Below are 14,882 nucleotides of genomic sequence, written 5' to 3' on the forward strand. Positions count from 1 at the left end.
GCCTCAGGCGCGCTCGCCCAGCGATTGCACCATCAGCGCACGCAGATCCTCATCGCGCTCGGCGTGGGGCGGTGAAACCTCGTGCAGGCTGAAGCCGCGGCGCAGCGCGTCCTCTTCGTCCAGGCCGTCGAAGGCGACGAACTCGGCGTCGAACAACGCAGCGCGGGCAGTGTCCTGGCTATCGTAGGACAAGGTATTGCCGTCGCTGCCCAGAACCTCGGCGGTGCCGGCCTCCTTGATCCGCAGGCGTGCCCAGATCAGGGTGCGGCCCAGGCTGGCCAGCCACCATTGGCTGTGCGGGGTGTCGTTCATGGCAGGACCTCGGAAGTCAGCCACAGCAGCCCGGCCATGGCCAGTGCGGCGATGATCACCATCACCGAGATCCGCGCCGGCGTGGCCAGGCCGCTGAGCGAGCGATCGCCGGTGCTGCGATAGTCGCCGCGCAGCAGCCAGGCCAGCGCGGCGGGGCGCATGAAGGCGCCCGGGCCCAGCTGCGCGGCGATGTCCGGATGGCGATCGCGCACGTGGATCAGGGTCAGCGGCCAGAAGATCACCAGCGCGCAGAACCCGGCGATCGCCGTGGCCACGAACAGCAGGGCGAAGAACAGGATCATGCCAGCACCCGTCGCGCCAGCAACGGTGCGGCCACCGAACAGGCCGCCAGCAGCGTGGCCCAGAGCAGCGGCATGCGCAGGCGGCGCATCGCCGCGCGCACCTGCGGATCGGCTTTCACCGCGGCCGCGTCCAGACCTTCCTGCTGCTTGCGCACCAGCAGGCGCTGCAGCTGCAGGCTGCGGCCGATGCCGACCAGGCCGAGCACGAAGGCCCCCATGCCCACGACCACCGTGACCGATTGCGCGACCAGCTCGACGTTCATCGCCTCAGAACTCCGCGTGGCCCGGCGCGCGCGGGTAGGGGATCGCGTCGCGGATGTTGGAAAGCCCGCACACATACACCACCAGGCGCTCGAAACCCAGGCCGAAGCCGGCGTGCGGCACGGTGCCGTAGCGGCGCAGGTCGCGATACCAGCCGTACTGTCCCGGATCCAGGCCGAACTGGCCCATGCGCGCATCCAGCACGTCCAGGCGCTCTTCGCGCTGGCTGCCGCCGATGATCTCGCCGATGCCCGGGGCCAGCACGTCCATCGCCGCGACGGTCTTGCCGTCGTCGTTCAGGCGCATGTAGAAGGCCTTGATGTGCTCGGGATAATTGGTCACCACCACCGGGCGGCCGACGTGTTCCTCGGTCAGCCAGCGCTCGTGCTCGGTCTGCAGGTCCAGGCCCCATTCGACCGGAAAGTCGAAGGTCCTGTCCGCCTTCTGCAGCAGCTCGATCGCATCGGTGTAGTCGATCCGCTCGAACGGCACGTTGATGAACGCTTGCAGCCGACTGACCGCGGCCTGGTCCACCCGCTCGGCGATGAAGGCCAGATCATCGGCGCGCTCGTCCAGCACCGCGCGGAACAGGTATTTGAGGAACTCCTCGGCCAGGTCGGCGTTGGCGGCCAGGTCGTTGAAGGCCACTTCCGGCTCGATCATCCAGAACTCGGCCAGGTGGCGGGTGGTGTTGGAGTTCTCGGCGCGGAAGGTCGGGCCGAAGGTGTAGACCTTGCTCAGCGCCAGGCAGTAGGCCTCCACGTTGAGCTGGCCGGACACGGTCAGGAAGGTTTCCCGGCCGAAGAAATCCCGGCTGAAATCCACCTCGCCGGCGGCGTTGCGCGGCAGGTTGGCCAGGTCCAGGGTGGACACCCGGAACATCTGGCCGGCGCCTTCGGCATCGGAGGTGGTCACGATCGGCGTGGAGATCCAGTTGAAGCCGTTCTGGTGGAAGAACCGATGCACGGCCTGGGCCAGGCAGTTGCGGATCCGGGTCACCGCGCCGAACAGGTTGGTGCGCGGGCGCAGGTGGGCCACTTCGCGCAGGAATTCCAGCGAGTGGGCCTTGGGCTGGATCGGGTAGGTTTCCGGATCCTCGACCCAGCCGACCACCTCCAGCGATCGGGCCTGCAGCTCCAGGCGCTGGCCCTGGCCCTGCGAGGGGACCAGCGTGCCGGTGGCGACCACCGCGCAGCCGGCGGTCAGGTGCTTCACCTCGGACTCGTAATTGGACAGGGTATTGGGCGCCACCACCTGGATGGGCGCAAAGCACGAACCGTCGCTGACGTTGACGAAGGACAGGCCCGCCTTGGAATCGCGCCGCGTGCGCACCCAGCCACGGACCGTCACTTCGCCGCCGGCCGGGAGCTTGCCCGCCAGCGCATGTTCGACGCTCACCACCGTCATGTCTTGAATCCTGGCCTGTCCGGCGCGATCTAAGGGAACGCGCAAGTCTACCGGTTGGCTGCGTGGCGGGCACGCTCCGTTCACCTGGCAGGGCGCCCCGCCCACGGCCACCTGCCTATAATCGGCCCCGAGCATTTTCGAAGGCACCCCCACATGGCCATCACCCTGACCCCGATCGCCCACCAGCGCGTCCAGCACTTCGTCCAGACCACGCCCGGCGCCTTGGGCCTGCGTTTTGGCGTGACCAAGACCGGTTGCTCGGGCTGGGGCCATGTGACCGATCTGGCGCGCGAGCAGCGCCCCGGCGACACGGTGTTCGAAGACCGCGGCGTGAAGATCTTCGTCGATGCCGACAGCCTGGCCCTGGTGGACGGCACGCAGATCGACTTCGGCAAGCAGGGCCTGGGCGAGACCTTCCTGTTCAGGAACCCCAACGCCACCGCCGAGTGCGGCTGCGGGGAGAGCTTTACCACCTCGGCCGACGCGGCCTGAAGAACGGGCAGGCGTGTGGCTGTGGCGGAGCCTGACCGCGCCTGGTTTGCCCAGGTGCACGATCGGGCAGTGCAGCCGGGTCCGCCTTGAAGGGGAGCGTACGGGCGCCGGGCCCGGCTGTGGCCAGGCCGGGCTGCGCAGGGCGGGCCGATTGCGCGCAACTCCTTGAGCTGACATAATTTCCCGCTCCCTTGGCCTGTCTGGCCCTAGGGGTCCTTGCTCCACCGCACAGGCGGGGAGCTGTCCGGCCGGTCCCGTTGCGGGATGGGCCTTCATCCGAAAGGTAAAACACATGCGTTTCTATGAAATCGTGTTCCTGGTCCATCCGGACCAGAGCGAGCAGGTGCCGGCCATGGTCGAGCGCTACAAGGGCATCATCGAGGCCGGCAACGGCAAGATCGTGCGCCTGGAAGACTGGGGCCGCCGCCAGTTGGCCTACCCGGTGCAGAACCTGGTCAAGGCCCACTACGTGCTGATGAACGTCGAAGTCGACCAGGCCACCCTGGCCGAGCTGACCGAAACCTTCCGCTTCAACGATGCCATCCTGCGTCACCTGATCGTCAAGCGCGACGGCGACGTGGCCGACACCGAGATGTCGATCATCATGAAGAGCAAGGACGAGAAGGGCGACAAGCCCGAGCGCGGCGAACGCCGCCGTCGTGACGACGAAGGCGAGACCGCCAAGTCCGACGACGATACCGACGCCACCGAAGCCGCCTAAGGAACCCTGACATGTCCAAGTTCTTCCGTCGCCGCAAGTTCTGCAAGTTCACCGCCGAAGGGGTCAAGGAGATCGATTACAAGGATCTCAATACCCTGCGCCAGTACCTGACCGAGACCGGCAAGATCGTTCCCAGCCGCGTCACCGGCACCAAGGCGCGCTACCAGCGCCAGCTGCAGACGGCCATCAAGCGCGCCCGTTTCCTGGCCCTGATCCCGTACACCGACAACCACGACATGTGATTGCAGGACAGGAGTGATGCGGCCGCGCCGCAGTGTGGAGCCAGTGGAAGCAATGCCTCCCTCACTCCTCACTCCACCCACTTCGTTCCTCGCCTCACTCCCCCGTCCATTCGGACAGCACCAGTTGCGCCCGCCACGGCGGGCCGCTAACGAATACGGAATCTGAAAAAATGAAGCTGATTCTTCTGCAGAAAGTGACCAACCTGGGTGTCCTGGGCGACCAGGTCAACGTCAAGCCCGGCTACGGCCGCAACTACCTGGTGCCACAGGGCAAGGCGGTGCCGGCCACCGCCGCCAACGTGGCCCAGTTCGAAGCCAGGCGCGCCGAGTACGAAGCCAAGGCCAAGTCGATCCACGAGCAGGCCTCCGGCCGCGCCGTCAGGTTCGAAGGTGCCAGCGTGACCGTGTCGGCCAATGCCTCCACCGAAGGCAAGCTGTTCGGCTCGGTCGGCGCGCGCGAAATCGCCAACGCCTTCACCGCCGCCGGCCTGCCGCTGGAAAAGAGCGAAGTCGTCCTCACCGAGGGCGCGTTCCGCAACATCGGCGAGTACGAGGTGCTGCTCAAGCTGCACGCCGACGTGGAAACCACCGTCAAGGTGGTGGTCACCGGCGAAAGCTGATCCACGCAGCGAGGGGCTGGACAGACGGGCGCCGCAGGGCGCCCGTTTTTGTTTCAAGGCCATGCCCTGGTCGCAGCCATTGCGACGGCCGGCGCACATCTTTCCCACCGGTTGTCCACAAGGTTATCCGTACCGGTCGCCGCAGCCCTGTGCCTACCATGGGCGGCGCCGAGCAACGCTTCTTGCTTTTTCCGAGTCGAACATGGCAGCTCCCCGTCGCGAACGTGACCGTGATTTCCGCAATGACCCCAGCGATGCACGCCTGGAGCAGCTGCGCATGCCGCCGCACTCCATCGAAGCCGAACAGGCGGTGCTCGGTGGCCTGATGCTGGTTGCCGATGCCTATGACCGGGTCAACGACAGGCTCACTTCCGAGGACTTCTATCGCCGCGACCACCAGCTGATCTACCGCGCCATCAGCGAGCTGGCCGAGCGCAGCCGGCCCTACGATGCGGTGACCCTGGGCGAGTGGTTCGACGCGCAGGGCCAGTCGGACCTGATCGCCGGCGGTGCCTACCTGATCGAACTGGCCAGCTCCACGCCGTCGGCGGCCAACATCACCGCCTATGCCGAGATCGTGCGCGACAAGGCGGTGATGCGCCAGCTGATCGATGTGGGCACCGAGATCGTCAACAACGGCTTCCAGCCCGAAGGCCGCGAGAGCACCGAGCTGCTGGCCGTGGCCGAGCAGAAGGTGTTTGCCATCGCCGAGGCCGGCTCGCGCGGACGCAGCGACTTTGTGTCCATGCCCAGCGCGCTCAAGGATGCCTTCTCGGTGCTGCAGGACCGCTTCAACAGCGGCGGCAACGTCACCGGCCTGGCCACCGGCTATACCGAGTTCGATTACCTCACCGCCGGGCTGCAGCCGACCGACCTGCTGATCCTGGCGGCGCGTCCGGCGATGGGCAAGACCACCCTGGCGCTGAACATCGCCGAATACGTGGCGATCAAGTCGAAGAAGGCCGTGGCGGTGTTCTCGATGGAAATGTCGGCCGCCCAGCTGGCCCTGCGCCTGATCTCCTCCAATGGCCGCATCAACGCCCAGCGCCTGCGCACCGGCCAGCTCGAGGACGAGGACTGGAGCCGGGTCACCGCCGCGATCCGGATGCTGAAGGAAACCAAGATCTTCATCGACGACACCCCTGGCCTGTCGCCGGAGGTGCTGCGCTCCAAGTGCCGGCGCCTCAAGCGCGAACACGACCTGGGCCTGGTGGTGATCGACTACCTGCAGCTGATGTCGGTGCCGGGCAACAGCGAAAACCGGGCCACGGAGATCTCCGAGATCAGCCGCTCGCTCAAGGGCCTGGCCAAGGAGCTGAACGTGCCGGTGATCGCCCTGTCCCAGCTCAACCGCTCGCTGGAAACGCGCACCGACAAGCGCCCGGTGATGGCCGACCTGCGCGAATCGGGCGCCATCGAGCAGGACGCCGACGTGATCGTCTTCATCTACCGCGACGACTACTACAACAAGGAGAATTCGCCGGACAAGGGCCTGGCCGAGGTCATCATCGGCAAGCAGCGCAGCGGCCCGACCGGCTCGCTCAAGCTCAAGTTCTTCGGCGAGTACACCCGCTTTGACAACCTGGCCCACGACGCAGTGGGCAGCTTCGAATAGGTCCGGCGACGCCCGGCACGCTGCGGATTTTTTTCGCAGCCAGGCGGGCATCATGCCGCTGCGTCCCCAACGCCAATGCCCATGCCCATCGCCCTGGTCTGGTTCCGCAGCGATCTGCGCCTGGCCGACAATCCGGCCCTGCATGCGGCGCTGGAAGCCGGCTTCGACCCGGTCCCGGTGTACATCCATGCCCCGCACGAGGAAGGCCGCTGGGCGCCGGGTGCGGCCTCCAATGCCTGGCGGCATCGCTCGCTCAAGGCGCTGGATCTGGCCTTGCGCCAGCGCGGCTCGCGCCTGCTGGTCCGCCGCGGCGACAGCGCGATGGTCTTGCAGCAGCTGATCGAACAAAGCCGCGCGCAGGCGCTGTTCTGGAACCGCAAGTACGAACCGGCCACCCAGCCGCGCGATGCGGCGATCAAGCAGGCGCTCAAGCAGCGGCACGTCCAGGTGCGCAGCTGCAATGCCGCGTTGCTGGCCGAGCCGTGGGACGTGCAGACCAGGACCGGCGAGCCGTACAAGGTGTTCACTGCGTTCTATCGCAACGTCATGGCCGGGCTGGCGCAGCGTGCGCTGCAGGACGCGCCCGAAGCGCTGCCGGCCGTGCCGTCGGCGCTGAAGGGCGAGGGCATCGATGCGCTGGGCCTGGCACCTGCGTTGAACTGGGATGCAGGCTTCTGGGAGATCTGGCAAGCCGGCGAGGCCGGCGCCCACCAGGCGCTGGAGGTCTTCGTCGAGGGCGCATTGCGCGGCTACCTGGATCAGCGCGACCTGCCGGACCGGATCGGCACCTCGCGGCTGTCGCCGCACCTGCACTTCGGCGAGATCGCGCCGTGGCGGGTGATCGCACGGCTGCAGGCGCAACGCGGCGTCAGCCTGGACCGTGACATCGACGGTTTCATCCGGCAGCTGGTGTGGCGCGAGTTCGCCCATCACCTGCTGCATCATTTCCCGCACACGGCGCAGCAAAACCTCAACCCGCGCTTTGACCGGTTCGACTGGGCCAGCACCGCACCAGGCCCGCTGCAGGCCTGGCAGCACGGCAGGACCGGCGTGCCCATCGTCGATGCCGGCATGCGCGAGCTGTGGCAGACCGGGATGATGCACAACCGCGTACGCATGATCGTGGCCAGCTACCTCACCAAGCACCTGCGCGTGCACTGGCTGGAAGGGGCGCGCTGGTTCTGGCAGACGCTGGTGGATGCGGACCTGGCCAACAACACGCTGGGCTGGCAGTGGGTCGCCGGCACCGGCGCCGATGCGGCGCCGTATTTCCGCGTGTTCAACCCGGTGACCCAGGCGCGCAAGTTCGATCCGCAGGCGCGCTACATCACCCGCTGGGTGCCCGAGCTGGAAGCACTGCCGGTGAATGCGCGCTTCGCGCCGTGGGAATTTCCGCAATTGTGCAGGGGCAGGGCCTGCGACTATCCGCACCAGCCGATCGTGGACCTGGCCCAAGGCCGCCAGGCCGCGCTGGCCGCCTATGCCAGGACCCGCTGAGCCGACCGCCGGCGGCGCGGGCCCGGCCAGTCGGCGCCTGTTCATCCGGCTTTGCAGGAGGAAGGGTTAGCTTCAGCGACCGCAAGACCACCGGACCCATCCCGAAAGCGAGGAACCATGAATCAGCCAGCGAACAAATTATTGTCCCGCACCATACTGTGCGGCGTGCTGTCGACCCTGCTGTTGGCCGGCTGTGCCACTTACACCGGACAGACCACCGATCCCAACGATCCCAACCGCACCCGTCGCAACGCCCTGATCGGGGCCGGCATCGGCACGGCACTGGGATTGCTCAGTGGCAGCGATGCCACCGAACGTCGCCAGCACGCGCTGATCGGCGCCGGGGTCGGTGGCCTGGCCGGTGGTGCGATTGGCGCCTACCAGGACCGCCAGGAAGCCGAACTGCGCCGCCAGACCGCCGGCACCGGCATCGACGTCAGCCGCGACGGCGATGTGATCAAGCTCAACCTGCCGGACGGGGTGACCTTCGATTTCGGCAAGTCCACGTTGAAGCCGCAGTTCTACTCGGCGCTCAACAACGTGGCCGCCACGCTGAAGGAATACGACCAGACCATCGTGGAGGTCAGCGGCCACACCGACAGCATCGGCAGCGACGCGGCCAACCAGGTCCTGTCCGAGGCGCGCGCCAATGCGGTGGCCGATTACCTGATCGGGCAAGGCCTGATGCGCCAGCGTTTCGAGATCCTCGGCATGGGTGAGCGCTATCCGATCGCCAGCAACGAGACCGATGCCGGTCGCGCGAAGAACCGCCGGGTGGAGATCCGTGTGTTGCCGGTCAGGCAGGGCGCCTGATCCATTCCTCATCCGGCGCAGGAAGGGAGCGGGCCGCGCATCGCGGCCCGTGTCTTGCGTGGGCCACGGGGGATCATCGCCAGGGCTGCGGCCTGGCAGGAAAGGCGCGTGGCAGGGTTGCCATCGCGCTGTCCGGGCGGAGGCGGGTGAAGCCGAGGAGTGAGGAGTGAGGGGCCGGCATCCCTGCTTTCCCTCATGTCTCACTTCGCCGCCCTCATTTCTCGCCCCACAGGCACTTGAGATGCGTGGCTTGCTTGGGCATGCTGCGCAGGTCATGCGAAGACTGCGCACCCTGTTTGCCAATTGGACGATACGCCCGGCCGGTCGTCTGGGACTGTGCGTGGTGGCCGCGGTGTTCCTGCTGGTGAGCGTTCCTGCCATTTCGTTCCACGCACATGATCGGATCGACCGCGATCATGGCCACGACCAGCGCCCGCTGGTGGACCATCTGCTTCAAGCCCCGGCGGCCGACGCTGCGGGAGAGGACCATCGCCCGGTCGATCTCCACCTGCATGTCGTCGATCAAGTGACTTTCACGCTGCAACAGCCCATCGTCCTGGCGGTCGGTGCCGGTCACCGTGCTTGCGCGCCGAGCGCAGAGGGTCCGCATCCGATCCGGGTCGAGCTGGTCACCCACCCCTACAGACCTCCGATCGTCTGACCAAGTCGCCGCGGGATCGCGGCTGGACATCGTCATTCCCGATCGCTCGGAGGTCTCTTCGTGAAACTGTGTTGGTTGGTGGTTCTGGCGTTTGCCGGGACCTGCGGTCTTGCCCTCGATGGGCGGGCCGCCGAAGCGTTGCGCCTGGACGAGGCGGTTGCGCGTGCGCTGGACGCAAGTCCCTTGCTGGCGGCCGAGGCTGCCGCTCTGCGTGCGGCTGACAGCCGCGCCGCGCGCGAAGCGTTGTCGACCCCGCTCACCATCGGCGGTGAGCTGGAGAATTTTGCCGGAACCGGGGCGCTCTCCGGGACCAGGCTCGCCGAAACCACCTTCCGGGTCGGCAAGCGGATCGAGCTGGGCGGCAAGCAGGCCGCAAGACGCGCGTTGGGTCAGACCCACGTGCTGCGGCAACGAAACACCGCAGCCTTGGCCAGGGCCGACGTCATCGCCCTGACCTCGCTGCGCTTTATCCAGGTACTGGCCGACCAGGCGCGGCTCGCGGCGGCAAAAGAGCGGACTGCGTTCGCATCGAAGGCCAGGAACGAGGTTGCCCGATGGGTCCAGGCCGGTCGCAATCCGGATTCGGACCTGGCCGCCGCCGATATCACGCTGGCCGATGCCGAGCTCTCCGAAGAGCACGCAGCGCACGAATTGCTGGCATCCAGGCAGACCCTGGCCGCCAGCTGGGGCGGCGTGGAGGTGGATTTTGCGGAGGTCGCCGGCGACCTGGAGGGGCCGACCACCCTGCCCAACTTCGATTCGCTCGCTGCGCGCCTGGCCCACACTCCTGGGCAGCGGGCGCATGCGCTGGAAGCAGAGGAGCTTTCGGCACAGCGCGCTCTGGCCCACGCCATGCGACGGCCGGACGTGGACCTGTCGTTGGGCGTGCGCCGGCTGCAAGGCCTGGATGACCAGGGGCTGGTGATGTCGGTGTCGGTTCCACTGGGAAGCAAGGTGCGCTCGACCCTGGCCGTTGCCGAGGCCGATGCGCTGCTGGCCGCATCGGCTGCCAGGGCCGACGCGGCGCGCAGCGAACGCCACCAGGAGCTGTTCGAGGTCTTCCAGGAGTTGAATCATGCCGCGGTGGAACAGGCCGCCTTGTCCAGCCGCATGCTGCCAAGGGCGCGCCAGGCGCTGACCCTGAGCCAACAGGGGTTCGAGCAGGGGCGGTTCACGTTTCTTGCGCTCTCCCAGGCCCAGCGCACGCTGTTCGATCTGCGTGTTCGCCAGATCCAAGCCGCCGCACTGCTGCGCAGCCGCCTCATCCAGATCGAGCGTCTCACGACCTCCACCACGGACATCACGCCATGAATCTTCGCCTTTGCGCCCTGCTCCTGAGCGGGGCGCTGCTGTCGGCCTGCGGTGGCACCGAGCCTCCCGGCGCCACCGAGCATGCCTCGGCCCCGGCCGCCGAGTACGAACGCGGACCCCATCGCGGGCGCATGCTGCGCGACGGGAATTTCGCCCTGGAGGTGACCGTCTACGAGACCAACGTCGAGCCGCACTACCGGCTCTATGCCTATCTGGACGACAGGCCGTTGCCGCCCGGAGAGGTTCAGGCCAGGATCCGGATCAAGCGGCTGGACGGCGAACAGACCGATTTCCAGTTCGTGCCCGAGCAGGACCATCTGAAGGGCAGCGCCACCCTGGCCGAGCCGCATTCGTTCGATGTCCAGGTCCAGGCCACCCATGCCGGCAAGCGCTCGAGCTGGCAATTTGCGTCCTACGAGGGTCGGGTGAGCATTCCGGCCAAGGTCGCCGAGGCGGCCGGCATCAAGACCGAAGTGGCAGGGCCGGGTGTCATCAAGGACAACATCAGCCTGATGGGCGTCATCGTCCAGGACGCCAACCGACATGCCCAGGTCAAGGCGCGGTTTCCTGGTGTGGTCCGCGCGGTCAACGTCCGCCAAGGGGACCGTGTACGGCGGGGCCAGACGTTGGTCGTGGTCGAAGGCAACGACTCCATGCGCACCTATCCGGTGAGCGCGCCCTTCGACGGGGTGGTGCTCGTGCGCCAGGCCAGCGTCGGCGAGGTGACCGGCAGCGATGCGCTGATGGAGATCGCGGACCTGTCCAGGGTCTGGGTGGAACTGCATACCATCGGCAAGGACGCGGCCAGACTGGAGCCCGGCCAGGCCGTGTCCATCCGCGCGGCGACCACCGACGCAACCGTCCAGGCCAGGATTGATTCGCTGCTGCCGTTGGCAACGGTGGGCCAGAGCGTGGTGGCCCGGGTCAGCATCCCCAACCAGGACGGAAGCTGGCGTCCTGGCATGGTGGTGTCCGCGGAGGTGAGCGTTGCCAGCACGCAAGCGCAACTGACGGTGCTCGAATCGGGGTTGCAGCGGTTCCGCGACTTCACCGTGGTCTTCGCCCAGGTCGGCGACACCTACGAGGTCCGGATGCTCGAGCTCGGGGCCCGGGATGGCGAGCGGGTCGAGGTGCTGGGTGGGCTCAAGCCGGGCACGCGCTATGTCAGCCAGCAGAGTTTCCTGATCAAGGCGGACATCGAAAAGTCAGGGGCGAGCCATGACCACTGATGCACCGGGCCTGCTCGAACGCATCTTGCGGCTGGCCATCGCGCACCGCTGGATGGTGCTGCTGCTGGCCCTGGCCGTGTCTGCCTTTGGCGTGTGGAACTACGCGCGGCTGCCGATCGATGCGGTGCCGGACATCACCAATGTCCAGGTCCAGATCAACAGCGAAGCGCCCGGCTATTCGCCGCTGGAAGCCGAACAGCGGGTCACCTTTCCGCTCGAAACGGCCCTGGCGGGCCTGGCCAACCTGGAATACACCCGGTCGATCTCACGCTACGGCCTGTCCCAGGTCACGGTGGTGTTCGAGGACGGCACCGATATCTACTTCGCCCGCCAACAGGTCGCCGAAAGACTGCAGCAGGCCGCCGCCCAGCTTCCACCGGACATCGAGCCCACGCTCGGGCCGGTCGCCACCGGCCTGGGCGAAATCTTCATGTACACGGTGGAAGCGGAGCCGGGCGCGAGCAAGCCCGACGGCAGCGCCTACAGCGCATCGGACCTGCGCGCGCTGCAGGACTGGGTCGTGCGCCCGCAGCTGCGTCATCTCAAGGGCGTCACCGAGGTCAATACCGTCGGTGGCATGCTCAGGCAGTTCCACATCACGCCCGATCCGGCGCGACTGCTGGCCTACGGCCTGACCCTGGAAGATGTGCTCAAGGCCGTCCAGCGCAACAACGCCAACGTGGGGGCCGGCTACATCGAGCGCTCGGGCGAGCAGTACCTGCTCCGGGTCCCCGGCCAACTGGGCGACATGGACGATATCGGCAAGGTGGTGGTGGCCCGCCGCGACGGGTTGCCGCTGCGCATCTCGGACATCGCCCAGGTCGAGGAAGGAAGCGAACTGCGCACCGGCGCGGCGACCAAGGACGGCCAGGAGGTGGTGCTCGGCACGGTCTTCATGCTGATCGGAGAAAACAGCCGCGCGGTCGCCCAGCGCTCGGCGGCCAAGCTCAAGGAGATCGACGCCAGCCTGCCGGCAGGCGTGAGCGCCAGGCCGGTCTATGACCGTACCCGGCTGGTCGACCGCAGCATCGCCACGGTCCGCAAGAACCTGGTCGAAGGCGCGCTGCTGGTGATCGTGGTGCTGTTCGCGCTGCTGGGCAACCTGCGTGCTGCGCTGATCACCGCCGCGGTGATCCCGATCACCATGCTGATGACGATCTCCGGGATGGTCCAGGCGGGCGTGTCGGCCAACCTGATGAGCCTGGGCGCGCTGGACTTTGGTTTGATCGTGGACGGCGCGGTGATCATCGTCGAGAACTGCCTGCGCCGGTTTGGTGCGCGCCAGCATGAACTGGGGCGCCTGCTTTCCCGCGAGGAGCGATATGAGCTGGCGGCCGTGGCCAGCGCCGAAGTCATCAAGCCCAGCCTGTTCGGCCTGTTCATCATTGCGGCCGTGTACCTGCCGATTTTCGCGTTGAGCGGAGTCGAAGGAAAGACGTTCCATCCCATGGCCATCACGGTGGTGATGGCGCTGACCGCCGCGATGGTGTTGTCACTGACCTTCGTCCCGGCGGCGGTGGCGCAATGGGTGAGCGGACCGGTGGCCGAAAAGCAGACGCGGGTGATGGCGGGCCTGCATCGGCTCTACGCGCCGGTGCTGAGCAAGGCACTGTCGGCACCGGCCGTGGTCGTGGCAACGGCCACCCTCGTGGTGCTGCTGGCCGGCGTCCTGGCCACACGCCTGGGGACCGAGTTCATACCGCAGCTGGACGAGGGCGACATCGCCCTGCATGCGCTGCGCATCCCGGGCACGAGCCTGAGCCAGGCCATTGGCATGCAGGAGCAGCTCGAGGCCCGCATCAAGCAGATTCCCGAGGTCGACCAGGTCGTGGCCAAGCTGGGCACGGCGGAAGTGGCCACCGACCCGATGCCGCCCTCGGTCGCCGACACCTTCATCATGCTCAAGGACCGCGCCGACTGGCCCGATCCACGCAAGACCAAACCGCAGCTGATCGACGAGCTGGAGGCCGCCGTCGCCGAAGTGCCGGGCAACAACTATGAGTTCACCCAGCCGGTCCAGATGCGGATGAACGAGCTGATCGCCGGCGTGCGTGCCGAGATCGCGATCAAGGTGTTCGGTGACGACCTGGACCAGCTTGCCGCCATTGGCGAGCAGATCGAGGCCATCGCCAGCGCGATCCCCGGCGCGGCCGACGTCAAGCTGGAGCAGGTGACCGGGCTGCCGCTGATGACCGTGACCCCGGACCGCGAAGCGCTGGCACGCCACGGCTTGAGCACCTCCGATGTGCAGGACACCATCGCGGTGGCGATGGGCGGTGCCACCGCTGGACAGCTGTTCGAAGGGGATCGCCGCTTCGACATCGTGGTTCGGCTGCCGGAAGCGCGACGGCAGGACATCACCGCGCTTGGATCCTTGCCCATTGCGATCCCCGGGGCGAGCGCCGAGGGTGGGACCGCCGCCGGATCGGCCTGGGTGCCGCTGGGCAGCGTCGCGAGCATCGCGGTGGAACTGGGGCCCAACCAGGTCAGCCGAGAGAACGGCAAGCGGCGGGTGGTGGTGACCGCCAACGTGCGCGGGCGCGACCTGGGTTCCTTCGTCGAGCAGCTGCGTACCGAGGTGGCACAGCAGGCCGACCTGCCGGAGGGCTACTGGGTCCAGTACGGCGGCACCTTCGAGCAGCTGATCTCGGCCAGCCGGCGCCTGGCCGTGGTCGTGCCGGTGGTGCTGGTCCTGATTTTCGGCCTGCTGTACATGGCCTTTGGCTCTGTGCGTGACGCGGCGATCGTCTTCAGCGGCGTGCCGCTGGCATTGACCGGCGGCGTGCTTGCGCTGTGGTTGCGCGGGATCCCGTTCTCGATTTCCGCCGGTGTCGGCTTCATCGCCCTGTCCGGTGTGGCGGTGCTCAACGGACTGGTGATGATCAGCTTCATCCACAAGCTGCGCGCCGAAGGACTGGGGCTGGACCAAGCGGTTGAACAGGGCGCGCTGACCCGCCTGCGGCCGGTGTTGATGACGGCGCTGGTGGCAAGCCTGGGTTTTGTGCCGATGGCCCTCAACGTGGGCACCGGCGCGGAGGTGCAGCGTCCGCTGGCCACGGTGGTGATCGGCGGCATCGCGTCCTCGACGCTGTTGACCCTACTGGTCCTGCCGGCGCTCTACCGCATGCTCCATCGAGGCGGCAAGGCGATCCCGGCACGGGGCTGAACAGGGCGCCGCCGGCCCGCTTGATCTTCCTGCCCGTGCGGCCTTCCCCGCACGGGCAGATTCAACCAGAACCCGGCGTGACTGGAATTGCGATGAGACCAGGGGCAGCAAACCTCATGCGCACTGCGCCGGCGGGGGTCGGAGGTGGCCGGTGGCCCGGCCGGGCCGTGCGCGCCATCGGACGCGCCGGTCGCGGCTCCGGGAACCTGTTTCGGTTCCGATCCGGGCGCAGC

15 protein-coding genes are annotated in these 14,882 nt (G+C 67.4%); 10 read left to right on the plus strand and 5 right to left on the minus strand.

All coding sequences use genetic code 11. The features are described from left to right. Window positions 1–3: 3 nt before the first annotated feature. Genes DSC_RS07360 through asnS form a run of 4 tightly spaced genes read right to left on the minus strand, consistent with a single transcriptional unit; the run spans window position 4 to window position 2,282 of the window. Complete coding sequence (locus tag DSC_RS07360) at window positions 4–312, minus strand: hypothetical protein (RefSeq protein ID WP_014160524.1); 309 nt, start codon at window positions 310–312, stop codon at window positions 4–6. Next, window positions 309–614: a hypothetical protein gene (locus DSC_RS07365; protein WP_014160525.1), complete on the minus strand. Its 306-nt coding sequence runs from the start codon at window positions 612–614 to the stop codon at window positions 309–311. The genes DSC_RS07360 and DSC_RS07365 overlap by 4 nt, the downstream gene beginning before the upstream one ends. After that, on the minus strand, window positions 611–877 hold the full coding sequence (locus DSC_RS07370; RefSeq protein ID WP_014160526.1) for a hypothetical protein: 267 nt from the start codon (window positions 875–877) through the stop codon (window positions 611–613). Before DSC_RS07370 ends, DSC_RS07365 begins: the two co-directional genes overlap by 4 nt. A gap of 4 nt (window positions 878–881) precedes the next feature. Further along, window positions 882–2,282 (minus strand): asparagine--tRNA ligase, encoded by a 1,401-nt coding sequence (gene asnS, locus DSC_RS07375; protein WP_014160527.1) that lies wholly within the window; start codon window positions 2,280–2,282, stop codon window positions 882–884. A 153-nt stretch (window positions 2,283–2,435) separates the two neighbouring features. Here asnS and DSC_RS07380 point away from each other — a divergent pair, with 153 nt between their 5' ends. The 7 genes from DSC_RS07380 (at window position 2,436) to DSC_RS07410 (ending at window position 8,282) form a co-directional block, all read left to right on the plus strand. After that, window positions 2,436–2,774 carry a HesB/IscA family protein gene (locus DSC_RS07380; protein ID WP_014160528.1) on the plus strand — a complete coding sequence of 113 codons (339 nt, stop codon included), beginning with the start codon at window positions 2,436–2,438 and terminating at the stop codon, window positions 2,772–2,774. Window positions 2,775–3,066: 292 nt separating this feature from the next. Beyond that, window positions 3,067–3,495 (plus strand): 30S ribosomal protein S6, encoded by a 429-nt coding sequence (rpsF, locus tag DSC_RS07385; protein ID WP_014160529.1) that lies wholly within the window; start codon window positions 3,067–3,069, stop codon window positions 3,493–3,495. Between the two features lie 11 nt (window positions 3,496–3,506). Beyond that, a complete protein-coding gene (rpsR, locus tag DSC_RS07390; RefSeq protein ID WP_014160530.1) occupies window positions 3,507–3,737 on the plus strand; it encodes a 30S ribosomal protein S18 in 231 nt (76 codons plus the stop codon). Between the two features lie 170 nt (window positions 3,738–3,907). Next, complete coding sequence (rplI, locus tag DSC_RS07395; RefSeq protein ID WP_014160531.1) at window positions 3,908–4,357, plus strand: 50S ribosomal protein L9; 450 nt, start codon at window positions 3,908–3,910, stop codon at window positions 4,355–4,357. 202 nt (window positions 4,358–4,559) lie between these two features. Further along, on the plus strand, window positions 4,560–5,972 hold the full coding sequence (locus DSC_RS07400; protein WP_043290464.1) for a replicative DNA helicase: 1,413 nt from the start codon (window positions 4,560–4,562) through the stop codon (window positions 5,970–5,972). A gap of 81 nt (window positions 5,973–6,053) precedes the next feature. After that, a complete protein-coding gene (locus tag DSC_RS07405; RefSeq protein WP_014160533.1) occupies window positions 6,054–7,469 on the plus strand; it encodes a cryptochrome/photolyase family protein in 1,416 nt (471 codons plus the stop codon). Between the two features lie 117 nt (window positions 7,470–7,586). After that, window positions 7,587–8,282 (plus strand): YiaD family glycine zipper/OmpA-like lipoprotein, encoded by a 696-nt coding sequence (locus DSC_RS07410; RefSeq protein ID WP_043290465.1) that lies wholly within the window; start codon window positions 7,587–7,589, stop codon window positions 8,280–8,282. A gap of 214 nt (window positions 8,283–8,496) precedes the next feature. On the opposite strand, the gene DSC_RS07415 is transcribed toward DSC_RS07410, so the two are convergent. Further along, a complete protein-coding gene (locus tag DSC_RS07415; protein WP_014160535.1) occupies window positions 8,497–8,973 on the minus strand; it encodes a hypothetical protein in 477 nt (158 codons plus the stop codon). Window positions 8,974–9,003: 30 nt separating this feature from the next. On the opposite strand from DSC_RS07415, the gene DSC_RS07420 reads away from it, so the two are divergent. From DSC_RS07420 to DSC_RS07430, 3 genes are read left to right on the plus strand one after another with little or no spacing between them, the layout of a single operon-like run. After that, on the plus strand, window positions 9,004–10,254 hold the full coding sequence (locus tag DSC_RS07420; protein WP_043290467.1) for a TolC family protein: 1,251 nt from the start codon (window positions 9,004–9,006) through the stop codon (window positions 10,252–10,254). Beyond that, entirely contained in the window at window positions 10,251–11,483 is a 1,233-nt protein-coding gene (locus DSC_RS07425; RefSeq protein ID WP_014160537.1) for an efflux RND transporter periplasmic adaptor subunit, read from the plus strand. The genes DSC_RS07420 and DSC_RS07425 overlap by 4 nt, the downstream gene beginning before the upstream one ends. 10 nt (window positions 11,484–11,493) lie before the next feature. After that, a complete protein-coding gene (locus DSC_RS07430) occupies window positions 11,494–14,649 on the plus strand; it encodes an efflux RND transporter permease subunit (RefSeq protein ID WP_043291083.1) in 3,156 nt (1,051 codons plus the stop codon). Window positions 14,650–14,882 lie beyond the last annotated feature (233 nt).

Source organism: Pseudoxanthomonas spadix BD-a59, assembly GCF_000233915.3.
GTDB lineage: Bacteria > Pseudomonadota > Gammaproteobacteria > Xanthomonadales > Xanthomonadaceae > Pseudoxanthomonas_A > Pseudoxanthomonas_A spadix.